Consider the following 22,316-nt stretch of genomic DNA (forward strand, 5'->3'; position numbering starts at 1 on the left):
GTCAGCTCACGCGGCCTTTGGGTGTTACGCCTGAATCAATGCCGCTTGCGGTTGGTGATCTGAGTACCTACACCGCTGTCGGTGAAGATTTCCAGCAGGACCGCATTGGGCACTCGTCCATCGATGATGTGCGAGCTATTGACCCCACCCTGAACCGCTTCCAGCGCGCAACGGATCTTCGGCAGCATGCCGCCGTAGATCGTGCCGTCGGCGATCAGGCCGTCGACCTGCTCGGTGGTCAGCCCAGTCAGCACTTCGCCCTGCTTGTTCATCAGGCCGGCGATGTTGGTCAGCAGAATCAGCTTCTCGGCCTTGAGGGCTTCGGCAACCTTGCCTGCGACCAGGTCGGCGTTGATGTTGTACGACTCGCCGTCCGGGCCCACGCCGATAGGCGCGATGACCGGAATGAAATCCCCTTTGACCAGCATGTTGAGCAGCCCGGTGTTGACCCCGACCACTTCACCGACCTGACCGATGTCGATGATTTCGGGCTTGGTCATTTCCGGCGTCTGGCGCGTGACGGTGAGTTTCTTCGCACGAATCAGCTCAGCGTCCTTGCCGGTCAGGCCGATCGCGCTGCCGCCGTGACGGTTGATCAGGTTGACGATGTCCTTGTTGACCTGGCCACCCAGCACCATCTCCACCACATCCATAGTCTGCGCATCGGTCACGCGCATGCCATCGATGAAGTGGCTCTCGATGGACAGGCGCTTGAGCAGATCACCGATCTGCGGCCCGCCGCCGTGAACCACCACCGGGTTGATACCCACCGCTTTCATCAACACGATGTCGCGCGCAAAGCCGGTTTTCAGCTCTTCGCTCTCCATGGCGTTGCCGCCGTACTTGATAACCAGCGTCTTGCCGACAAAGCGGCGAATGTAAGGCAGCGCTTCGGAAAGGACCTTGGCTACATTAGAGGCGGCATCACGTTCGAGGGTCATTCAGGGCTCCAGTCAAAAGGAAAAACAATCAAAATGGCAGGTCGAGATCCGGTGCAACTTTTTTCAGCTCAGCGTGGAACACGTCCTTGATGCGCTGCAACTCAGCCTCGGTTTCGGCCTCGAAACGCAGCACCAGTACCGGCGTGGTATTGGACGCACGAACCAGACCCCAACCCTTCGGATAGTCCACGCGGACACCGTCGATGGTGGTCAGTTTGGCGTCGCCCCACTGCGCGTCGGTTTCAAGGGCCTTGATGATGCTGAACTTGGTGACATCCGTCACCTTGATGTTGATTTCAGGCGTCGAAATATCGTTCGGGAAGGTTTCGAACAGGTCTTCGGCATTGGCTGACTCCTGGCTAAGGATCTCCAGCAGACGTGCCGCACTGTAGATGCCGTCGTCAAAACCGAACCAGCGCTCCTTGAAGAAGATGTGGCCGCTCATTTCACCTGCGAGCAGCGCGCCGCTCTTTTTCATTTCTTTCTTGATCAGCGAGTGGCCGGTTTTCCACATCACCGGACGACCGCCATGTTCGCTGATCAGCGGAGTCAGGCGACGTGTGCATTTGACGTCGAAAATGATGTCGGCACCCGGGTTGCGCTTGAGCACGTCCAGCGCGAACAGCATCAACAGGCGATCCGGGTAAACCACATTACCCTTGTTGGTCACGACACCGACACGGTCGCCGTCACCGTCGAATGCCAGGCCCAGATCGGCACCGGTTTCCTTGACCTTGGCGATCAGATCCTGCAGGTTTTCCAGCTTGCCCGGGTCCGGGTGGTGGTTGGGGAAGTTGCCGTCCACTTCCGCGAACAGCGAGATCACTTCACAACCCAGCGCTTCGATCAGCTGCGGCGCGATCACGCCTGCCGCGCCGTTGCCGCAGTCGACCACGACCTTCAGCTTGCGGGCCATGACGATGTCGTCCTTGATCTGCTTGAAGTAGCGATCGAGGATGTCGACTTTAGTGATGCTGCCTTTCTGCGAAGTCAGGTTGTTGGTCTTGATACGCTCGTGCAGCGCCTGGATCTGCTCGTTGGCGAGAGTGTCGCCCGCGATGACGATCTTGAAACCGTTGTAGTCCTTGGGGTTGTGGCTGCCGGTCAGCATCACACCGGTCTTGCCTGCCAGCACGTTGGCGGCGTAATACAGTGCAGGCGTCGGCACCAGGCCCACATCGCTGACATGGCAGCCGCTGTCGTGCAGGCCTTGAATCAGTTGCTGCACCAGTTCCGGACCGGAAAGGCGACCATCGCGACCGACGCTGACGTTGGGTTCGTTCTGCGCCAGGCTTTCGGAGCCGATGGCGCGGCCGATCCAGTAAGCCGTTTCAGCGTTGAGGGTGTCCCCGACCACGCCGCGGATGTCGTAGGCGCGGAAAATAGTCTCGGGAAGGTTGGGTGCCACGGATGCTGGGCTGTTCATAGCGAGGGGATGCTCCGATCTCAGGAAGTCCTGGTTTTCATCGAGAAGGTCGATATCAAGGATATCGGTATCTTGAAACAGTGGATCGGTCCAGTCGGTGCGTGATGCAGCCACTGTGGACGGAGCACTGCCTTTGACAATATCTGCATCGCGCTGCTCACCGGCAACCAACGCAGGCACTGCCTGGGGTTGACTGCGAAGCGAGACACGAGCAAGGGCCTGGGCCAGACCACTCAGGGCCGGGAGGCTCAAACCGAAGGGTTTGACGGCTTTTCCGCGTGAGAGTTCTTGGAGCAACTGATCCAGTTGTCGTGCGTCGGCGCAAATACGCCGTTGCAGAGCTCTCTCGCTGCGATGCAAGCCAAGCAGCACGCCCGCTGCAGCGATAACCAGCGCCAGCAGCAAAAGTACGACGGAAGGCGAAGTTTTCAGGCCGGGGCCGGGCGTGAATTCGAGTTTCCAGCCTGAATAGCCGGTATCGAACACCTGCGGTTTGCCGCCGTCGGCCTGACCGCGCTGCAGGAAAACCTGCGCAGGTCCGTTGCCAAACTGCTGGCTGAGCACCACTTGCCCGGCTTCGGCAGGCAGTGCCGGCAAGGCATTGAGCAAGCGCTGCAGGTCAAAGGCCAGCAGCAATGTGCCCACCACCGGCTGAGTTGGCGCGGCACGTACCGGCGCAGCACTGTAGATCAACCAGCGCTCGCCCACCTTGCGAGCCTCCGGGGCGACGACCTCGCCTTGTGCAGCCTTGTTGAGCATATCCAGCGTGGCAAAGCTTACCGGCAACGCGCCCTGCGTATCGACGTCAGCCAGACCTTTGGGGTAAAGCCGCGCGCCTGCCAGGCCGTCCCAGCGAGTGAAGCGATCCTGTGCTGCCAGCAATGCGGAGGCATCATTGCTCTGAAGCGTCTGTACAAGTGTTGCGCCGGAGGCGGCCGATTGAGTGTCGGCATTGATCTGCCGCAGCGCCAGACCAATGGCTGCCGCCTGACTGCCGCCCCATGCCTGAATAAGCTGATCCTGCTGCTGGGGGCTGGATATCAGCGCAACCCAGACCAGCGCCGCGGCGATTATCAGGCCGATTGTCGCAGGCACAAGGCCTGGAGCAAGCCCTTTCAGGCTCGCTGCAGGGGGAGAGTTATCGGCCGCAATAGCATGTTTTGGAGCGCTGTGCTGACTGCCTTTCACCGACCTCTCCCTGAGCCTTTTTCCGAACCCGGATTATGTGCCGAATGACGATTAATGGCTGCCGGAGTGGCCGAAGCCGCCTGCGCCACGCTGACTTTCGTCGAATGCTTCAACCAGCTCGAAGTGCGCCTGCACCACAGGCACCAGCACCAGTTGCGCAATACGCTCGCCCACCGCGATGTTGAATGCAGTCTGGCCACGGTTCCAGCACGACACCATCAATTCTCCCTGATAATCGGAGTCGATCAGACCCACCAGGTTACCCAGCACGATGCCATGTTTGTGACCCAGGCCGGAGCGCGGCAGTATCAGCGCGGCAAGGCCCGGATCGCCGATGTAAATCGACAGGCCGGTAGGGATCAGCAGGGTCTGGCCGGGCTCGAGGACGGTATCCTCCTTGAGCATGGCACGCAGGTCCAGGCCTGCCGAGCCAACAGTGGCGTAGGCCGGGAGTGGAAATTCGTTGCCAATGCGAGGGTCGAGGATCTTGGCTTGTAGAGCGTGCATTCGTAGTTAAACCTGATTCATGCGGTCGGCGATAAAAGTGATCAGCTGGCGGGCAATCTTGGCCTTGCTGGTCTGGGCAAAAAGCGTTGCGTGCAACGCCCGGTCAATCACGCTGCAAGCGTTCTCTTCACTGTTGAAGCCGATGCTGGGGTTGGCGACATCGTTGGCGACAATCAGGTCCAGGTTCTTGTCCTTGAGCTTGCGGGCAGCATAGTCGAGCAGGTGTTCGGTCTCGGCGGCGAAGCCGACGCTGAAAGGGCGATCCGGGCGGGTTGCGATGGTCGCCAGAATATCCGGATTGCGGACCATCTGCAGCAGCAAGCCGTCACCGTTTGAAGGATCTTTCTTCAATTTGTGCGGGGCGACAACTTCCGGACGGTAGTCAGCCACCGCTGCCGAGGCGATGAACAGGTCACAGGGGATGGCAGCCTCGCACGCCGCCAGCATGTCGCGGGCGCTGACCACGTCGATGCGCGAGACGCGATCCGGCGTCGGCAGATTGACTGGCCCGGTGATCAGCGTGACGCGCGCACCGGCTTCCACAGCCGCTTCGGCCAGGGCAAAGCCCATTTTTCCGGAGCTGTGGTTAGTGATGTAGCGCACCGGATCGATGTTTTCCTGGGTCGGGCCAGCGGTGATCAGCACATGCTTGCCGGTCAGGCTCAGGCGCTGGAAACAGTCCGCTGCGCACTGGGCCAGATCGTCGGCCTCCAGCATGCGACCGAAGCCGACATCGCCGCAGGCCTGACTGCCGGACGCTGGCCCAAACACACGAAAGTCACGCTCTTCAAGCTGCCGGGTATTGGCTTGCACTGAGGCGTCACGCCACATTGCCTGATTCATCGCCGGTGCGATGGCGACGGTGGCATCGGTTGCCAGCACGATGGTGGTCAGCAAGTCGTTGGCGATGCCTTGCGCCAGGCGCGCGATCAGGTCGGCGGTGGCCGGAGCGATGAGGATCAGATCGGCCCATTTGGCCAGTTCGATGTGGCCCATCGCGGCCTCTGCGGCCGGGTCGAGAAGGTCCAGGTGCACAGGGTGCCCGGACAGGGCCTGCATGGTCAGCGGCGTAATGAACTCTGCTCCGCCTTTGGTCATGACGACACGCACTTCAGCGCCCTGATCGCGCAGGCGGCGGACCAGCTCGGCGCTCTTGTAGGCCGCGATGCCGCCGCCGACGCCAAGAACGATGCGTTTTCGATACAGCCGCTGCATAGACCTGCCTTTTTGGTCGAGTGAATACGCGACGCCCATGACGCCTCCCCAGGCCAGGCCGTCGCGCAAAAAAGATGGGCTAAGATAGCACAGCGACTGCACCGCAACAGCGGTGCCCAATCACATGGAGGTGCTATGAGTATTCGCAGTTGGCCCGCGGCCGAACGCCCGCGGGAACGCTTGTTGGAGTTGGGGGCGGGGAGCCTTTCCGACGCCGAGTTGCTGGCTATCTTTTTACGCACCGGGGTGGCCGGAAAAAGCGCCGTAGACCTTGCTCGTCATCTTCTGAATCAATTCGACGGGCTCAGATCGTTACTGGATGCTGACCTGTCCACGTTTACCTCCCAGCTCGGGCTGGGACCTGCCAAATTTGCTCAGTTGCAGGCTGTCATGGAGATGGCGCGCCGGCACATGGCCGAGTCCTTGCGCCGTGACTCAGCGCTGGAAAACCCCACTCAGGTGCGCAACTACCTGAAGGCTCAGCTCAGACATGAACAGCATGAAGTTTTCGCCTGCCTTTTTCTGGACAACAAACACCGGGTCATGACCTTCGAGATACTGTTTCGCGGGACGATCAACGCCTCCTATGTGCATCCGCGCCAGGTGGTGAAGCGAGCGATGGCTCACAACGCCGCCAGCCTGATCCTCTGCCACAACCATCCTTCCGGCATCACCACGCCCAGCCGTTCCGACATAGACCTGACCAAGCGCCTCAAGGAAGCACTGATGCTGGTGGATGTTCATGTGCTGGACCACGTGATCGTGGGCGACGGCGAGCCACTGTCGATGGTCGAGCGCGGGTTGATGTAGCGCTCACGCGGAGCGATAGGGCGGGATTCGGCTTGTCGTTCCCGCGCTCTGCGTCCGGTCTTGAGGTGGGGCGTGCCAATGCAGGGCATTGGCACGCCAGTTACGCAGACAGGCCTAGGTCTGACGACTTACTTGACCTGCACCTTGTAGAAATCCTGCCTGCCAAACGGGCTGACCTGATAACCCGTGACGTCCTTGCGTACCAAGGCTGCTGCGGTCGGGTGGGCGAGGGGTATCCACAGTGCCTGCTGTTGGATCTGCTGTTGCGCCGAATGGTACAGCTTGCTGCGTTCGCCCTGATCGCTGACGGACTTACCGTCGGTGATGAGCTTGTCCAGCGTCTTGTCGCAATAGCGGGCAAAGTTGGTGCCTGACTGCACGGCTGCGCAGGAAAACTGCGGCGTCAGGAAGTTATCCGGGTCGCCGTTGTCGCCCGCCCAGCCCATGAACAGCAGGTCATGCTCGCCAGCCTTGGCACGGCGAATCAATTCGCCCCATTCAATGATCTTGATCTCGGCATCAATACCGATCTGTTTCAAGTCAGACTGCAGCAGTTGAGCGCCCAGGCTTGGGTTGGGGTTAAGCAGGCTGCCGGAAGGCCGGGTCCAGATAGTGGTCTTGAAACCATCCTTCAGACCGGCTTTGGCCAGTAAAGTCTTGGCCTTGGCGACATCGTGCTGATAGCCGGGCAGGTCTTTGGCGTAGCTCCAGGTGTTGGGCGGATAAGGGCCATTGGCCGCCGCGGCGGTACCTTCGAACACGGCCTTCAGGTAATTGGCCTTGTCGAACGCCAGGTTGATGGCCTGACGAACTTCAGGCTTGTCGAATGGCGGGTGCTGACTGTTGATCGCGACAAACGCGGTCATGAATGCTTCAGTCTTCTCGACCTTGAGCGAGTCATCCTCGCTGGCCGCCTGAATATCCAGAGGCTTTGGCGAAAGCGCTATCTGGCACTCGTTCTGACGGACTTTCTGCAGGCGCACATTGGCGTCCGCTGTGATGGCATACACCAAGGTGTCGACATCAGACTTGCCGGCGAAGTAATCCTTGAACGCCTCATAACGCACCACGGCATCTTTCTGGAAGCGCTTGAACACGAACGGCCCGGTGCCGATCGGCTGGCTGTTGAGTTTTTCCGGCGTGCCGGCTTTCAGGAGTTGCGCGGTATATTCGGCCGAGTAGATCGACGCAAAACCCATGCTCAGCGTGGCCAGGAAGGTCGAGTCCGCCCGATTGAGTGTAAAGCGGACGGAGTGCGCGTCAGGCGCTTCGATGCTCTTGATCAGCGCGGGCAACTGCATGGATTGCGCATGCGGGAAGCCGCTCTGGGCAATCTTGTGCCACGGGTTCTGCGGGTCGAGCATGCGCTGGAAGCTGAACAGCACGTCATCGGCGCTCAGCTCGCGGCTCGGCTTGAAATAGTCTGTGGTATGAAATTTCACTCCGGAGCGCAGCTTGAAGTCGTAAGTCAGGCCGTCTTTGGATACGGTCCAGCTTTCTGCCAGGCTCGGTACCAGCTTGCCGCTCTGGGCATCGAAGTCCACCAGACGGTTCATCAGCACGTCGGCCGATGCGTTGGTGGTGGTCAGTGAGTTGTACTGCACAACGTCGAAGCCTTCGGGACTGGCTTCGGTACAAACCACAAGGCTCGATGCCTGGGCGGCAATCGGAAGCAGCAACGGAACAAGCAAAAAAGGGAGTGCAGCTAGGCGCATGGCGTTATTTCCTGTTCAGAAAGGGCCCCATCTGCCGGCGCAGTCTGGTGAGGGACTAACCCTAGACCATCTACTGGCGTAGAACAATCGTCACGGTGCGACGAGCGGTCGATTTGCCTGTGCCCCCGCATTGCTTGAGCATACCGCCGCGCAGAGCGGATTCATTCGGGTCAAAGTGCTTTGCCTGTTGTTGCGTCCAAGGGTTTCTGGTATAAAGCAGCGCTCTTTTCTAGGGGCCCGGTTCCTTCACTGTAGGTGTAGCCGGTAAGACCCTTAAAGAAACGCGGCGCCTGGCGCCAAATGACTGAGAGATTAAGCGGCCAACCCATGCCGGGTTGGGCATGTGGTTTTAGAGGGCTGAGGCATGTCGAGAGTATGTCAAGTTACCGGTAAGGGTCCGGTGACTGGGAATAACATTTCCCACGCAAACAACAAAACCCGTCGTCGTTTCCTGCCAAACCTGCAGCATCACCGCTTCTGGGTTGAAGGCGAGAAGCGTTTTGTTCGTCTGCGCGTATCTGCTAAAGGCATGCGTATCATCGACAAGCGTGGCATTGAAGTTGTGCTCGCTGAACTGCGTCGCGACGGCAAAATTTAAGGGAGAGAATCATGCGTGAATTGATCCGTTTGGTGTCGAGCGCTGGTACAGGCCATTTCTACACCACCGACAAGAACAAACGTACTACCCCGGATAAAATCGAAATCAAAAAATTCGATCCGGTTGTACGCAAGCACGTGATCTACAAAGAAGGCAAAATCAAGTAATTGATTCTGTCGGCTACAAAAAAACCCGCCTCGGCGGGTTTTTTTGTGTCTGCGCTCCTGGCATAGCTGCAAGGGCAGTACTTATTTATCCGCAGCGGCTTCAAACACCACATAAATCTTGCGGCATGTTTCCAGCACCTCCCAGGTGCCCTTGAAGCCGGCCGGAATCACGAAACGGTCGCCTGCGCGCAGGGTTTTCGCGTTGCCCTGCTCGTCGCGCAGGACTGAAACACCCTGCACAATCTCGCAATACTCATGCTCCGAGTAACTCACCCGCCACTGCCCGGGCTCGCCATTCCAGACCCCCGCGCTCATCTGTCCGCAGGGGCTGTTGTAGTGGTTGTAGAGGGTTTGTGCCGGATCGCCCTTAAAGACCTTTTCCGGTGCAGGGCGATAGTGCTCGGCGGCGGTGCTCGCTTCACTGAAGTCGACGATGCTTTCGATGCTCATGATGGGCCCCTTGTCCTGAATGCGTTGAGGGTTTGACGTGCGTGCTGTGCGTTAGTGCCTCGCACGCGCGGAGCTGTTTAATAAAATCAACAAAAAAGCGCCTTGGCGGCTATTTATGTCAAATATATTGGTTTTGTCGGGCCGCTGGTTTAGGGTAACGGTCTTCCTGAAAAATTTCAGATTGTGTCTTTAATCAACCATGACACACCCACATTCAACAAGAGGAGGACATGCAAATGACCACCCTGACTCGTGCCGACTGGGAGCAACGCGCCCAGCATTTGAAGATCGAAGGCCGTGCCTTCATTCAAGGTGAATACACCGCAGCCTCCTCCGGCGAGACGTTTGATTGCATCAGCCCGGTCGATGGCCGGATGCTTGCCAAGGTCGCCAGTTGCGACACCGCTGACGCGCAACGCGCTGTCGACAGTGCGCGCAGCGCCTTCAACTCGGGTGCCTGGTCGCGACTGGCTCCGGCCAAACGCAAGGAAACCATGATCCGTTTCGCCGGGCTGCTCAAGCAAAATGCCGAAGAGCTGGCCCTGCTTGAGACTCTGGACATGGGCAAACCGATTGGCGACTCGTTCGGTGTCGACATCCCCGGTGCTGCCAGAGCCCTGAGCTGGAGCGGCGAAGCCATCGACAAGCTGTATGACGAGGTCGCCGCAACGCCTCATGACCAATTGGGCCTGGTTACCCGAGAGCCGGTCGGCGTCGTCGCCGCCATCGTGCCGTGGAACTTCCCGTTGATGATGGCTTGCTGGAAGCTTGGTCCTGCACTGTCCACCGGCAATTCCGTGATCCTGAAGCCGTCGGAGAAGTCTCCGCTGACCGCCATTCGTATTGCGCAGTTGGCCATCGAGGCAGGCATTCCTGCGGGCGTGCTCAACGTATTGCCGGGTTACGGTCATACCGTCGGCAAGGCGCTGGCGCTGCATATGGACGTGGATACCGTGGTGTTTACCGGTTCGAGCAAAATCGCCAAACAACTGATGATTTACGCAGGCGAGTCGAACATGAAACGCGTCTGGCTGGAAGCCGGTGGCAAAAGCCCGAATATCGTCTTTGCCGACGCGCCGGATTTGCAGGCCGCCGCCGAAGCAGCCGCCAGCGCAATTGCCTTCAATCAGGGCGAAGTCTGCACTGCCGGTTCTCGGCTGCTGGTCGAGCGCTCTATCAAGGAACGTTTCCTGCCTATGGTGCTTGAGGCATTGGCCACCTGGAAGCCCGGCAATCCGCTGGACCCTGCGACCAATGTGGGCGCGCTGGTCGACACCCAGCAGATGAACACAGTGCTGTCTTACATCGAAGCCGGCCACGCCGGGGGTGCCAGACTGGTTGCGGGCGGCAAGCGCGTTCTGCAGGAGACCGGCGGCACGTACGTCGAACCGACCATTTTCGACGGCGTGAACAATGCCATGAAGATCGCCCAAGAGGAGATCTTCGGCCCGGTACTTTCAGTGCTGACGTTCGACAGCGACGAAGAAGCGATACAGATAGCCAACGACACGCCTTATGGCCTGGCTGCTGCCGTGTGGACCGCCAATATCTCCAGAGCACACCTGACCGCCAAGGCACTGCGCGCGGGCAGCGTATGGGTCAATCAGTACGACGGCGGCGATATGACTGCCCCGTTCGGTGGCTTCAAGCAATCAGGCAACGGTCGTGACAAATCACTGCACGCCTTCGACAAATACACCGAGCTGAAATCCACCTGGATCAAGCTGTAAGTCAGGAGCGTGATACCTATCGTGCCGACGCTCCAGCGTCGGTACGCCGTTCTGGACGCTCCGCGTCCGGTCTTGCGTCTGCGGCGCGGCGCAGATTTTTGACGCGGAGCGTCACGCACGGCATTCCCACGCTGGAGCGTGAGGAACGATAACCTTAACTATCGTGCGACGCGCCGCGTCCTGGCTTGCGTTAGCGGCGTGGCGCAGATTTGTGACGCGGAGCGTCACGCAAGGCATTCCTACGCTGGAGCGTGAGGAACGATAACCTTAACTATCGTGCGACGCTCCGCGTCCTGGCTTGCGTCTGCGGCGTGGCGCAGATTTGTGACGCGGAGCGTCACGCACGGCATTCCCACGCTGGAGCGTGAGGAGCGATAACCTCAACTATCGTGCGACGCTCCGCGTCGCATGCCGTTCTGGACGCTCTGCGTCCGGTCTTGATTGCGCCGTTAGGGCAGCAGGAGCTTGATAATGCGTTGGGGTACTTATTTTGCCGTGCTGGCGTCCGTGTTGGGCGTCGGGCTGGCAATGGGCGTCAGCATGCCGCTGGTTTCATTGCGTCTGGCAGGCTGGGGCTACGGCTCGTTTGCCATTGGCATCATGGCGGCGATGCCTGCGATGGGTGTGCTGGTGGGGGCGGCGCTGGCCAGTCGTCTCGCCGCGCGCTTCGGTACCGCTAACCTGATGCGCCTGTGCCTGTGGGGCGGCGCCGTTTCGGTCGGCGCACTGGCGCTGCTGCCGTATTACGGAGTCTGGCTGGTCTTGCGCCTGGCGCTCGGGGTGATTCTGACCATCGTCTTCGTGCTGGGTGAAAGCTGGATCAACCAGCTGGTGATCGAGCGTCTGCGCGGACGGCTGGTAGCGCTGTATGGCAGCACTTACGCCTTGAGCCAACTGGCTGGCCCGCTGTTACTGGGCGTTATCGGCACTCAGGCCGACTACGGCTTCTGGATTGGCGTGCTGCTACTGGTCGGCTCCCCGTTCCTGCTGCTGGGTCGCACGGGTGCGCCATCGACTGAATCCTGCAACGTGACCTTCACTGATCTGGCGGGCTTCTGTCGCGGCATGCCCGCTATCGCCTGGGCAGTGGCGCTATTCGCTGCATTCGAAGCCTTGATCCTCACGCTACTGCCGCTCTACTGCATACGCCACGGGTTCACCCCGGAAATCGCCCTGATCATGGTCAGTGTGGTGGTGATAGGTGACGCGTTACTGCAGCTGCCGATCGGCATGCTCGCTGATCGCGTTTCGCGCCGCGCAATGTTTACCGGATGCGCCGTTTTGTTGCTGGCGTCCAGTCTGCTGGTGCCGTTACTGATCGATACCATTCTGATCTGGCCGCTCTGGACAGTGTTCGGCGCCAGTGCTGGCGGGCTGTTTACCCTGTCGCTGATCCTGATCGGCGAGCGTTACCGAGATGATTCACTGGTCCGCGCCAATGCGCATGTCGCTCAACTGTGGGGCATCGGTTGTCTGATCGGGCCCCTGATAGCGGGCGCGGGCAGTCAGTGGGTCAGCGGTGAGGCCTTGCCGTTGCTGATGGCGGCAGGTGCCTTTGGCTTGCTGATTCTGATCAGGCGACGTGGAGCGTTCGGGGTTGCCCAGGCTGCGCCCGCCTAAAGCATTCTTTCCAGGCCGATGGCACGGCTCATCCACGCGTTGAAACGCCGCCACCAATCACCGGGTTCGGTATGCAGCGTGTGGATCTGGCCATTGTCTTCGGTCACCCACACCACTTTGCCATCCTCCAGCTTCGCCTGGTAAGTGAGCGAGGGAGCCATACCCTGAAGCGTCAGTTCGCGCAGCTCTTCGGCCAGTTGCGGACTGTCGACCAGCACGCCGACTTCGGTGTTCCACAGCACAGAACGCGGGTCGAAATTGAATGAGCCGACAAAGACTTTCTGCCGATCGAAGATCATCGCCTTGCTGTGCAGGCTTGATTCCGAACTGGCCAACGAGCTGCTTTTCTTGAACAAGTGCGGACCGCTGCCGCGCATGGTTTCGGTATCGCCAGGCTGGCGGCGCAGTTCGAACAGCTTCACGCCATGCTCCAGCAGCGCCTTGCGGTAAGGCGCGTAGCCGCCATGCACGGCAGGAACGTCGGTGGCTTCCAGTGAATTGGTCAGCAGGCTGACGTTGACGCCGGCATCGGCACGGCCGGTCAGGTACAGCAAACCTTCCTGACCCGGTACAAAGTACGCCGAAATCAGCATCAGTTCCTTGCGAGTGTTCAGCAGCTCGGGGGCCAGTTGCGTGGTCAGTAGCAGGTGCGGATCCGGGTCTCCCTGCGCCAGTACCTTGGTCGGCGCGTCCCACAATGCCTGGTTGTGCGCCCAGACCAGCTCGTTGAGCCAGGTCTTCATGCGTGGCTGAGTCTTGTAGGCCATCAATCGCTCATACAGAGCCTTGTGTTGCTGATGCGCCTGCTCCAGTGAATCGTCCAGTCGCTGCCGCGCCTGGGCCAGATCCTCACCGTCGGGCAGGAAGTACATGAACGCATCAATGGGCTTGCTGAGCGTGCTGTTCCAGTATTGATCGAAGCTGTGGCCGAGCTGTTCGGCGACCGGTCCCACGCTTAGCATGTCGATATCGGTGAAGTTCAGGTTCGGCTCGGCGTCGAAGTATTCATCGCCCAGATTGCGCCCGCCAACGATGGCCACACTGCTGTCGGCCAGCCACAGTTTGTTGTGCATGCGCCGGTGCTGACGCGACAGGTTCATCAAACGCCCCAGGCTGCGCGTGATGCCGGTCTCGCGCCCCAGATTTTGCGGGTTGAATAGGCGAATCTGAATGTTCGGGTGCGCGGCGAGGGTGGCGATGGCCTGATCCAGCCCGTCGCTGGTGGTGTCGTCCAGCAGGATGCGCACCCGCACGCCACGGTCTGCCGCTTTGAGCAGTTCGTCGATCAGAGCGCGCGTGCTCAGGCCGTCGTGGACGATGTAATACTGCAGGTCGAGGCTGCTTTTGGCGTTACGGATCAGCTCGGCGCGCGCCTTGAATGCATCGCTGCTGTCGGGCAGCAGGCGAAAGCCGGAACGCCCGTCGTGGGGCATCGCCATGGCTTGAATAGAGCGGCCGAAAGCAGAACTCGAGGGCGGCATGGCCTGGCTTGGCTCGCTGGCAAGTTGCTGATGTGCGCAACCGCTGACGCACAGTGCAACCAGCAGGCAAAAGGGCAAGGCCCATGAGTTATTCAAATTGATCTTCCGCGTCTGTACATGGCTCGACTTGGCGTTATGACCCGAAAAACCGGGAAAGATTTGCCAACGTCAGTCAGTTTGCGCATTTAGTAGTGCAATTGTCTCGCCCACGATACGCACAGCGTTCTCGATTTCGCGGCTCGGTTTGGCCGCGAAGTTCATGCGCATGCAGTTACGGTACTTGCCCGAGGCGGAAAAAATACTGCCCACCGCGATCTGTACACCCTTGCCCAGCAGCGCGCGGTTCAGGCGCAGCGTGTCGAAGCCTTCGGCCAGTTCCACCCACAGCATGAAACCGCCTTGCGGGCGGCTGGCGCGGGTGCCTTCGGGAAAGTAGCGCATCACCCAGTCGATCGTCTGGTCGCGACTGCGCTGGTATTGGGTTCTCATGCGCCTTACATGCGGCTCGTAATGGCCGCCTTCGATGAAGTCGGCGATGGCCAACTGTGGCTGCGGTGCAGTCGAGCCGGTGCCGATGTATTTCATGTGCAGCACCTGCTCCAGATACCGCCCCGGCGCTACCCAGCCAATCCGCAGGCCGGGTGCCAGGGTCTTGGAAAACGAGCTGCACAGCAGGACACGACCGTCTTCATCGAAGGATTTGATGGTGCGCGGGCGAGGGTAGTTGTAAGCAAGATCGCCATACACATCGTCCTCGATGATCGCCACATCGAAACGTTGCGCCAGCGTCAGCAACGCACGTTTGCGGGCTTCGGGCATGACGTAACCCAGCGGGTTGTTGCAATTGGGCGTCAGCTGAATGACCTTGATCGGCCATTGCTCAAGGGCCAGTTCCAGCGCCTCGAGGCTAATGCCGGTCAATGGGTCGGTGGGGATTTCGAGGGCCTTCATGCCCACACCCTTGAGCGTCTGCATGGCGCCGAAGAAGCTGGGCGAGTCCACCGCAACTATATCACCCGGCGAGCAGATGGCCCGGACACTCGCTGACAGCGCTTCATGGCAGCCATTGGTGACGATCAGGTCATTGGCGGTCAGGTTGCAGCCCGAGTCGAGCATCAGTCGGGCGATTTGCTCACGCAGCCTGCGCACGCCGTAGATGTTGTCGTAATACAGTCCCGGCATGTCTTGGTGGCGACTCAGCTGACTCAGCGCGCGCATCAACGGTTTCAGGGTAGGGCTGGTGACATCGGGCATGCCGCGCCCCAGTTGCGTGACCGCTTCGAGAGGTGCCACCCGAATCAGGTCCAGTACCTGATCCCATTGAGAGATATCCACAGGCCGCTGGACGGGTCGCCCGACAGCAGGCAACGCAGGTGCCGCTCGACTGACCGATACGAAATAGCCGGATTTGGGTTTCGGCGCTGCCAGGCCGTTGTCCTCCAGCACCCGATACGCTTGCTGCACGGTGCTCAGGCTGACGCCATGTTCGACACTTAACGCACGCACCGATGGCAGGCGGTCGCCGGGGCGGTAGAAGCCGTTTTCGATCCGCGAGCCGAGCAGTTCGGCGAGGTTGACGTAAAGCGTCATGACGTACTCTCAGGCTGGTGAGCGTGGTATAGCAATACAGATTGGGCAAAAATATAGCATTCAGTGCTGTTTTTGCCTCATCTGTATGGAAAATATAACCTGTTTTTGAATCTGTAATGGTTTGGCCGTTCGTTTCATCATAGACCCACACCCACCCAGGATGAGGGAATCGGAAATGAACGGGTTCAGCGATGTACGCCTTGCGCTTCACAGCCAGGAATTGAATGACTATCGGCCAACTGCGGTCAGAACGGTCCGCTCAAACAAGGCCGATCTGTTGGCGGGCATGGGTCGCTGGGCGCTGTATCGTCACCGCTGGGCCTCTCGCCGCACCTTGCTGGAGCTGACGGACGATCAGTTGCGCGACATCGGGCTGGATTTCCAGCAGGCGCGGGTCGAAGCGATGAAACCGTTCTGGAGGCCCTGAGCCGTTCAGCGCAGCTCTTTGAGCCGGTGCCAGAGCATGCCCAATGCCAGTAACGGCGAGCGCAAGTGTTTACCGCCCGGAAAGGTCATGTGTGGCACTTTGGCGAATAACTCGAAGCCATCGCTGTGTTGCCCGGCGATGGCTTCGGCCAGCAAGCGACCTGCAAGGTGTGTCGCGTTCAGACCATGCCCCGAATAAGCCTGCGCATAAAAAACGTTGGGGTGCTGCTTGAGCTGGCCAATTTGCGGCAGGCGATTGGCACCGATGCCGATCATCCCACCCCACTGGTAATCGATCTTCACTGAAGCCAGTTGCGCAAACACATCGAGCATCTTCGGCCGCATGTAAGCGGCGATGTCCCGTGGGTCGCGGCCCGAATAGTGACAGGCGCCCCCGAACAGCAAACGCCGATCCGCTGACAGCCGGTAGTAATCTACAGTCACGCGCTGATCACAGACCGCCATGTCCTGCGGCAACACTTCCCGGGCCTGAGCCTCGCTCAAGGGTTCGGTCGCGATGATGTAACTGCCCGCGGGCAATACCTTGCCGCTTATTTCCGGATTCAGATCGTTGAGGTAGGCATTGCAGCCCAGCACCAGAGTTTTCGCCAGCACCGCCCCCTGAGCCGTATGCACTTTGACCTGCGGGCCGTAGTCGATTCTCGTCACTGCAGAATGTTCGAACAACCGAACGCCCAATGACTGCGCTACGGCCGCTTCTCCCAAAGCCAGATTCAACGGGTGCAGATGTCCGGAACCCATGTCGATCAAACCGCCGACGTAACGGTCGGAGCCTACGACACTGCGCATCTGATCGGCTTGCAGCAACTTAAGCTCATGACGGTAACCCAGGCTGCGCAGTTCATCGGCATCTTCGGCAAGGCTGTGCAGGTCGCGCGGCTTGTTGGCCAGGTCGCAATAACCCCATTTCAGGTCGCAATCGATAGCGTGCCGCTCGATGCGCTGACGCACGATATCGACCGCCTCGATGCCCAGCAGCTTCAGCTGCCGCACACCTTCGCTGCCGATGACATTGGCGAACTGCTCGACGCCGTGGCCGACCCCGCGAATCAGCTGGCCGCCATTGCGTCCGCTGGCACCCCAGCCAATCCTGCGTGCCTCAAGCAACGCGACACTCAGCCCGCGCTCGGCCAGCTCGATGGCAGTGTTGAGGCCGGAAAATCCGCCGCCCACCACGCACACATCAACCTTCACCTCGCCTTGCAGCGCAGGGTGATCCGGTTGCGGATGGCTGCTGGCGGCGTAGTAGGAGGCAACATGCTGGTCGTCGTGAAGAGTCGGGTGCTGAACGCGGGCGTTCATGAGCGGGTCCTGTCGGTGGCGGTTTGCGTGTGGGGAGGATAAGCCGCTGTCATGAGCCTGCCAACTGGGGCAAACTCAGCGCATTGTGTAGGAATGGTTGATTCAATGAGCTGCAACCGTCAGAAAATAAGTGATCTGCGCCGCCAGATTCCCTCGTTCGAGTGTGTGCCTGGCTGCCACGACTGCTGCGGCCCGGTTACCACGTCGCCCGAAGAAATGTCGCGCTTGCCGCGCAAGACTGCCGCCGAACAGGACGCCGCGCTCGATGAGCTCAATTGCGTGCACCTTGGCCCACAGGGCTGCACCGTGTATGACGAACGCCCGTTGATCTGCCGTCTGTTCGGCACCACCGACAGCCTGCCATGCCCGAATGGCCGTCGCCCGGTCGAACTGATTCACCCGCGGGTAGAGAAGCAGATACACGAATATATGGCTTCCACCCGACAAGTGCTGGTCTAGGCTCTGTACGTAAAGTGGCTGCGCTCGGTGATGCTGCGTTAAAAACAGGCTCGGAATGCTCATTTACAACACGTAGACTCCGCTTCCTCGCCTGTTTTTGCCTTGCCTGACCTTCGCTCGCCGACTTTTCGTACAGAACCTAGCGCAATCAGTCGGCAATCGGCAGGTTCAGGCTCTCTTTCACTTCTTCCATCACGATATAGCTCTTGGACTCACGCACGTGCGGCAGCTTGAGCAGGATATCGCCCAGCAGTTTGCGGTAGGACGCCATCTCGGAAATGCGCGCCTTGACCAGATAGTCAAAGTCGCCTGATACCAAGTGGCACTCCAGCACATGCGGAAGCTTCAACACGGCACGGCGGAACTCCTCGAAGGTGTCGCCAGACTTGTAGTCCAGACTGATTTCCACAAATACCAGCAGGCTGGCCTTCAGGCTTTGCGGGTTCAGGCGGGCGTTGTAGCCCATGATGATGCCCTCGCGTTCCAGCCTGCGAACCCGCTCGGTACACGGAGTGGTCGAGAGGCCGACGCGCTCGCCCAGTTCGGTAAACGAGATACGCCCATCTGCCTGGAGGATGCGCAGGATATTGCGGTCGATCTTGTCCAGTTCACGATTTGACTGGTGTTGAGTGCGCATGGGTTATTTCCCCTCTACCAAAGCGTTTATCGCCGGGAATAAACGCCAAATATAGATGTTTATACAGTGAGAAGCACTGCCCATTGCTCAATATACTGCGCACATTCTTGCTTAAAACTTCAAAACGTCAGCGGATATCCGCGATGAGGTCATCTACATGCGCGTTCTGGTCCTTGGAAGTGGTGTAATCGGTACAACCAGTGCTTATTATCTGGCGCGTGCCGGTTTTCAAGTGACCGTGGTAGACCGCCAGCCAGCTGCCGCCATGGAGACCAGCTTTGCCAATGCCGGCCAGGTCTCGCCAGGCTATGCCTCGCCATGGGCAGCGCCGGGTGTTCCGCTGAAGGCGATCAAGTGGTTGCTGCAGCGCCACGCGCCATTGGCGATCAAGGCCACGGCAGATATCGATCAATACCTGTGGATGGCGCAAATGCTGCGCAACTGCACCGCCAGCCGCTATGCCGTGAATAAAGAGCGCATGGTGCGCCTGTCCGAATACAGCCGTGATTGCCTGGATGAACTGCGCCTGGAAACAGGTATTGCCTACGAAGGGCGCAGCCTGGGTACTACTCAGCTGTTCCGCACTCAGGCCCAGCTGGACAACGCTGCCAAGGATATTGCCGTGCTCGAGCAGTCCGGTGTTCCTTACGAACTGCTGGATCGCGAAGGCATCGCCCGTGTCGAGCCCGCACTGGCCGGTGTGACCGGTATTCTCAGCGGTGCACTGCGCTTGCCTAATGACCAGACCGGCGATTGCCAGTTGTTCACCACGCGCCTTGCAGAAATGGCCGTAGAGCTGGGTGTCGAGTTCCGCTACGGACAGAACATCGAGCGCCTCGACCACGCTGGCGACCGCATCAATGGTGTGTGGATCGACGGCAATCTGGAAACAGCCGACCGCTACGTGCTGGCGCTGGGCAGCTATTCTCCGCAACTGCTCAAACCGCTGGGTATCAAGGCTCCGGTTTACCCGCTGAAGGGCTATTCGCTGACGGTGCCGATCACTAACCCGGCCATGGCTCCGACCTCGACCATTCTCGATGAAACCTACAAGGTCGCCATCACCCGCTTCGACAACCGCATCCGGGTCGGCGGCATGGCGGAAATCGCCGGTTTCGACCTGTCGCTCAATCCGCGTCGACGCGAAACACTGGAGATGATCGTCGGTGACCTCTATCCTCAGGGTGGCGACCTGACCCAGGCCAGTTTCTGGACCGGGTTGCGTCCGACCACTCCCGATGGCACACCGATTGTGGGTGCAACACCGTTCCGCAACCTGTTCCTCAATACCGGCCATGGCACATTGGGCTGGACGATGGCGTGTGGTTCCGGTCGCTTGCTGGCAGACCTCATTGCCCGCAAGACACCCCGTATCAGTGCCGAAGGCCTCGATATCTCTCGTTACGGCAACACTCAGGAGAATGCACAGCATGTCAATCCAGCGCCAGCTCACCAATGAGCGCATGAGTCAGGTCGTTGTCCACAACGGCACCGTCTATCTGTCGGGCCAGGTCGGCGATGACATGACTGCAGGTGTCGAGCAACAGACTCGCGAGGTTCTGAACAGTATCGAGCGCCTGCTCGACCTGGCCGGCACTGACAAGACTCGCATTCTGTCGGTCACGATCTATCTGAAAGACATCGATGCTCATTTTGCCGGCATGAACAGCGTCTGGGACAAATGGCTGCCCAAGGGTGTCGCGCCTGCGCGTGCAACCGTCGAGGCCAAGCTGTGCGAGCCGGAAATCCTCGTCGAACTGTCGGTTGTCGCCGCGCTGCCTTGAGTCTGCTGTCTTCATACTGTTGTGCCCGACGCATCTCTGCGTCGGGGTTTTTCTGACCCTTTTCACCCTTCAGGCAAGAAACGTCATCATGCGTCCAGCCCGCGCCTTAATTGATCTTCAGGCACTGCGTCACAACTACCAACTGGCTCGTGAACACAGCGGCGGCAAAGCGCTCGCGGTGATCAAGGCCGATGCCTATGGTCACGGCGCGGTACGCGTCGCCCAGGCACTGGAAGCCCAGGCCGACGGTTTCGCAGTGGCCTGCATCGAAGAAGCGCTTGAGCTGCGCGCGGCAGGCATCCACGCACCTGTTCTGCTGCTTGAAGGTTTTTTCGAAGCCGATGAACTGGCGCTGATTGTCGAGCACAACTTCTGGACGGTCGTGCATTCGACCTGGCAGCTGGAGGCCATCGAGCAGGCGCAGCTCGCCAAACCTTTAACGGTCTGGCTCAAGATTGACACGGGCATGCACCGCGTCGGCCTGTACCCGCATGAATATCAGTCCGCCTATCAACGCCTGCTGGTAACCGGCAAAGTGGCCAGAATCGTCCTGATGAGCCACTTCGCCCGCGCCGATGAACTGAACAGTGGATGCAGTGATGAACAGTTCGCTGTATTCGAGAGCTTTCGCAAAGGCCTGGTTGCAGAAACCAGCCTGAAAAACTCCCCGGCCGTTCTGGGCTGGCCGCATATTCCAAGCGACTGGTCGCGCCCCGGCATCATGCTCTACGGCGCTACGCCGTTTGGTCAGGCGCACCCGCTGGCTGACCGCCTGCAACCGGTCATGACCCTGGAATCGAAGATCATCAGCGTGCGTGAACTGCCTGCCGGTGAAGCCGTGGGCTATGGCGCGACGTTTGTCTGTGATCGGCCATTGCGTATTGGCGTGGTGGCGATGGGGTACGCCGACGGCTATCCGCGTCATGCGCCAACCGGCACGCCTGTGCAGATCGACGGTCAGGCCTCCCGGCTGCTCGGGCGAGTGTCCATGGACATGCTTTGCGTAGACTTGACCGGCGTACCGCAGGCCGGGCTTGGCAGCCGGGTCGAGTTATGGGGCAAGCACGTGCTCGCCAGTGAAGTGGCCACACTGGCAGAAACGATTCCCTACGAAATCTTCTGCAATCTGCGTCGCGTTCCGCGTATCTATTCCCAAGACTGATCGAGCCCCTGTCCGTCAGGCCGCTGTATGTCTGGTGTCTGTCGAAGTGTTGTAAATATTGAACGCTGTTGCCATGATGGCGTTCATCTCGACTAGACCTGACAAAACCTGGGGGAATATCGCATTGGACGTGGGTGAACGACTGCAATCGATCCGCAAGCTCAAGGGCCTGTCCCAGCGTGAACTCGCCAAGCGCGCAGGCGTGACCAACAGCACCATCTCCATGATCGAAAAAAACAGCGTAAGCCCTTCGATCAGCTCGCTGCGCAAAGTGCTCGGCGGCATTCCCATGTCCATGGTCGAGTTTTTCTCGGAAGAAACCGTTCCGGAAAACGCAGCGCAGGTGGTGTACAAGGCCAGCGAGTTGATTGATATCTCGGACGGTGCCGTGACCATGAAGCTGGTCGGCAAGTCGCACCAGGGCCGTGCCATCGCCTTTCTTACCGAAACCTACCCGCCGGGTGCCGATACCGGCGAAGAAATGCTCGTCCACGACGGTGAAGAAACCGGAATCCTCGTCGAGGGGCGACTGGAGCTGGTGGTGGGTCTCGACACCTACGTACTGGAAGCCGGGGACAGCTATTATTTTGAAAGCACCCGGCCGCACCGCTTCCGCAACCCGTTCGACGTCCCGGCACGATTGATCAGTGCGGCAACGCCAGCCAATTTCTGACCCGCCCCTTGCAGTGAGTGACGCGTGAAGCTGACCCGGAAGATTCTGAGCAACGCTGGCGTTCTGACGTTGTGGGTGTTCAATGTGCAAGCCGCCGATACCGCCCGAGCCCCTGACGACATCATCGCCGCCCATTGCGTCGCGTGTCACAGCGTCGGCCTGCTCAACGCGCCGAAAACCGGTGACACGGCCGCCTGGGAAGAGCGGGCCAGACAAAAAGGCGGCCTTGACGGCCTGCTGGCCAGCACCATCAAAGGCATTGGCATCATGCCGCCGAAAGGCACCTGCGGCGATTGCACTAACGACGAACTGAAGAGCGCCATTCAGAGCATGTCCGGGTTGAAGTGAGGTGCACTCCGTTCTCACGCTGGAGCGTGGGAACGATAGTTGCGCAGCGAGCATGCAGCAATTTCA

22 protein-coding genes are annotated in these 22,316 nt (G+C 59.6%); 12 read left to right on the forward strand and 10 right to left on the reverse strand.

Annotation, left to right across the window (positions count from 1 at the left end):
- Positions 1–35: 35 nt before the first annotated feature.
- Genes argB through coaBC form a run of 4 tightly spaced genes read right to left on the reverse strand, consistent with a single transcriptional unit; the run spans position 36 to position 5,277 of the window.
- Entirely contained in the window at positions 36–941 is a 906-nt protein-coding gene (argB, locus tag RYA97_RS19270; RefSeq protein ID WP_002551508.1) for an acetylglutamate kinase, read from the reverse strand.
- Between the two features lie 28 nt (positions 942–969).
- On the reverse strand, positions 970–3,555 hold the full coding sequence (locus RYA97_RS19275) for a phosphomannomutase/phosphoglucomutase (protein WP_162882938.1): 2,586 nt from the start codon (positions 3,553–3,555) through the stop codon (positions 970–972).
- A 51-nt stretch (positions 3,556–3,606) separates the two neighbouring features.
- The gene (dut, locus tag RYA97_RS19280) at positions 3,607–4,062 is read right to left on the reverse strand and encodes a dUTP diphosphatase (protein WP_005731629.1); all 456 of its coding nucleotides are present in this window, start codon (positions 4,060–4,062) and stop codon (positions 3,607–3,609) included.
- A 6-nt stretch (positions 4,063–4,068) separates the two neighbouring features.
- Positions 4,069–5,277 carry a bifunctional phosphopantothenoylcysteine decarboxylase/phosphopantothenate--cysteine ligase CoaBC gene (gene coaBC, locus RYA97_RS19285; protein ID WP_005778507.1) on the reverse strand — a complete coding sequence of 403 codons (1,209 nt, stop codon included), beginning with the start codon at positions 5,275–5,277 and terminating at the stop codon, positions 4,069–4,071.
- Positions 5,278–5,412: 135 nt separating this feature from the next.
- Between coaBC and radC the strand changes: the two genes are divergently transcribed.
- Positions 5,413–6,087 carry a RadC family protein gene (gene radC / locus RYA97_RS19290; RefSeq protein WP_002551512.1) on the forward strand — a complete coding sequence of 225 codons (675 nt, stop codon included), beginning with the start codon at positions 5,413–5,415 and terminating at the stop codon, positions 6,085–6,087.
- Positions 6,088–6,215: 128 nt separating this feature from the next.
- Here radC and RYA97_RS19295 read toward each other — a convergent pair whose 3' ends face one another.
- The gene (locus RYA97_RS19295) at positions 6,216–7,802 is read right to left on the reverse strand and encodes an ABC transporter substrate-binding protein (RefSeq protein ID WP_117140265.1); all 1,587 of its coding nucleotides are present in this window, start codon (positions 7,800–7,802) and stop codon (positions 6,216–6,218) included.
- 364 nt (positions 7,803–8,166) lie between these two features.
- On the opposite strand from RYA97_RS19295, the gene rpmB reads away from it, so the two are divergent.
- Together rpmB and rpmG are read left to right on the forward strand one after the other, a co-directional pair.
- Positions 8,167–8,400: a 50S ribosomal protein L28 gene (gene rpmB / locus RYA97_RS19300; RefSeq protein ID WP_002551514.1), complete on the forward strand. Its 234-nt coding sequence runs from the start codon at positions 8,167–8,169 to the stop codon at positions 8,398–8,400.
- A gap of 11 nt (positions 8,401–8,411) precedes the next feature.
- Entirely contained in the window at positions 8,412–8,567 is a 156-nt protein-coding gene (rpmG, locus tag RYA97_RS19305) for a 50S ribosomal protein L33 (protein ID WP_002551515.1), read from the forward strand.
- An 81-nt stretch (positions 8,568–8,648) separates the two neighbouring features.
- Here rpmG and RYA97_RS19310 read toward each other — a convergent pair whose 3' ends face one another.
- Positions 8,649–9,017, reverse strand: a complete 369-nt coding sequence (locus RYA97_RS19310) for a cupin domain-containing protein (protein ID WP_117140264.1) — start codon at positions 9,015–9,017, stop codon at positions 8,649–8,651.
- 236 nt (positions 9,018–9,253) lie between these two features.
- Here RYA97_RS19310 and RYA97_RS19315 point away from each other — a divergent pair, with 236 nt between their 5' ends.
- Positions 9,254–10,747, forward strand: coding sequence for an aldehyde dehydrogenase (locus RYA97_RS19315; RefSeq protein ID WP_117140275.1), 1,494 nt, complete (start codon positions 9,254–9,256; stop codon positions 10,745–10,747).
- 471 nt (positions 10,748–11,218) lie between these two features.
- Positions 11,219–12,367: an MFS transporter gene (locus tag RYA97_RS19320; protein ID WP_117140261.1), complete on the forward strand. Its 1,149-nt coding sequence runs from the start codon at positions 11,219–11,221 to the stop codon at positions 12,365–12,367.
- Here the strand turns inward: RYA97_RS19320 and RYA97_RS19325 are convergent.
- Positions 12,364–13,944 (reverse strand): phospholipase D family protein, encoded by a 1,581-nt coding sequence (locus tag RYA97_RS19325; protein WP_004666554.1) that lies wholly within the window; start codon positions 13,942–13,944, stop codon positions 12,364–12,366. The genes RYA97_RS19320 and RYA97_RS19325 overlap by 4 nt on opposite strands.
- A gap of 72 nt (positions 13,945–14,016) precedes the next feature.
- Positions 14,017–15,438, reverse strand: coding sequence for a PLP-dependent aminotransferase family protein (locus tag RYA97_RS19330; RefSeq protein ID WP_117140260.1), 1,422 nt, complete (start codon positions 15,436–15,438; stop codon positions 14,017–14,019).
- A 175-nt stretch (positions 15,439–15,613) separates the two neighbouring features.
- Here RYA97_RS19330 and RYA97_RS19335 point away from each other — a divergent pair, with 175 nt between their 5' ends.
- A complete protein-coding gene (locus RYA97_RS19335; RefSeq protein WP_004655331.1) occupies positions 15,614–15,865 on the forward strand; it encodes a DUF1127 domain-containing protein in 252 nt (83 codons plus the stop codon).
- Between the two features lie 5 nt (positions 15,866–15,870).
- On the opposite strand, the gene RYA97_RS19340 is transcribed toward RYA97_RS19335, so the two are convergent.
- Complete coding sequence (locus tag RYA97_RS19340) at positions 15,871–17,187, reverse strand: NAD(P)/FAD-dependent oxidoreductase (RefSeq protein ID WP_005744842.1); 1,317 nt, start codon at positions 17,185–17,187, stop codon at positions 15,871–15,873.
- 105 nt (positions 17,188–17,292) lie between these two features.
- On the opposite strand from RYA97_RS19340, the gene RYA97_RS19345 reads away from it, so the two are divergent.
- Positions 17,293–17,646, forward strand: a complete 354-nt coding sequence (locus RYA97_RS19345) for a YkgJ family cysteine cluster protein (RefSeq protein ID WP_004655325.1) — start codon at positions 17,293–17,295, stop codon at positions 17,644–17,646.
- 148 nt (positions 17,647–17,794) lie between these two features.
- Here the strand turns inward: RYA97_RS19345 and RYA97_RS19350 are convergent, their stop codons facing one another.
- Positions 17,795–18,283 carry an Lrp/AsnC ligand binding domain-containing protein gene (locus RYA97_RS19350; protein WP_004655323.1) on the reverse strand — a complete coding sequence of 163 codons (489 nt, stop codon included), beginning with the start codon at positions 18,281–18,283 and terminating at the stop codon, positions 17,795–17,797.
- Positions 18,284–18,440: 157 nt separating this feature from the next.
- On the opposite strand from RYA97_RS19350, the gene dadA reads away from it, so the two are divergent.
- From dadA to RYA97_RS19375, 5 genes are all read left to right on the forward strand, one after another.
- Positions 18,441–19,742, forward strand: coding sequence for a D-amino acid dehydrogenase (dadA, locus tag RYA97_RS19355; protein ID WP_117140259.1), 1,302 nt, complete (start codon positions 18,441–18,443; stop codon positions 19,740–19,742).
- On the forward strand, positions 19,714–20,067 hold the full coding sequence (locus RYA97_RS19360; protein ID WP_002551525.1) for a RidA family protein: 354 nt from the start codon (positions 19,714–19,716) through the stop codon (positions 20,065–20,067). The genes dadA and RYA97_RS19360 overlap by 29 nt, the downstream gene beginning before the upstream one ends.
- An 88-nt stretch (positions 20,068–20,155) precedes the next feature.
- The gene (gene alr, locus RYA97_RS19365) at positions 20,156–21,229 is read left to right on the forward strand and encodes an alanine racemase (RefSeq protein ID WP_117140258.1); all 1,074 of its coding nucleotides are present in this window, start codon (positions 20,156–20,158) and stop codon (positions 21,227–21,229) included.
- Positions 21,230–21,353: 124 nt separating this feature from the next.
- Positions 21,354–21,902, forward strand: coding sequence for a cupin domain-containing protein (locus tag RYA97_RS19370; RefSeq protein ID WP_004655316.1), 549 nt, complete (start codon positions 21,354–21,356; stop codon positions 21,900–21,902).
- Between the two features lie 24 nt (positions 21,903–21,926).
- Positions 21,927–22,250 (forward strand): c-type cytochrome, encoded by a 324-nt coding sequence (locus tag RYA97_RS19375; RefSeq protein WP_016982492.1) that lies wholly within the window; start codon positions 21,927–21,929, stop codon positions 22,248–22,250.
- Positions 22,251–22,316: the final 66 nt, after the last annotated feature.

Origin of the sequence: Pseudomonas syringae group sp. 26L6, assembly GCF_032587815.1 — a bacterium.
GTDB lineage: Bacteria > Pseudomonadota > Gammaproteobacteria > Pseudomonadales > Pseudomonadaceae > Aquipseudomonas > Aquipseudomonas amygdali.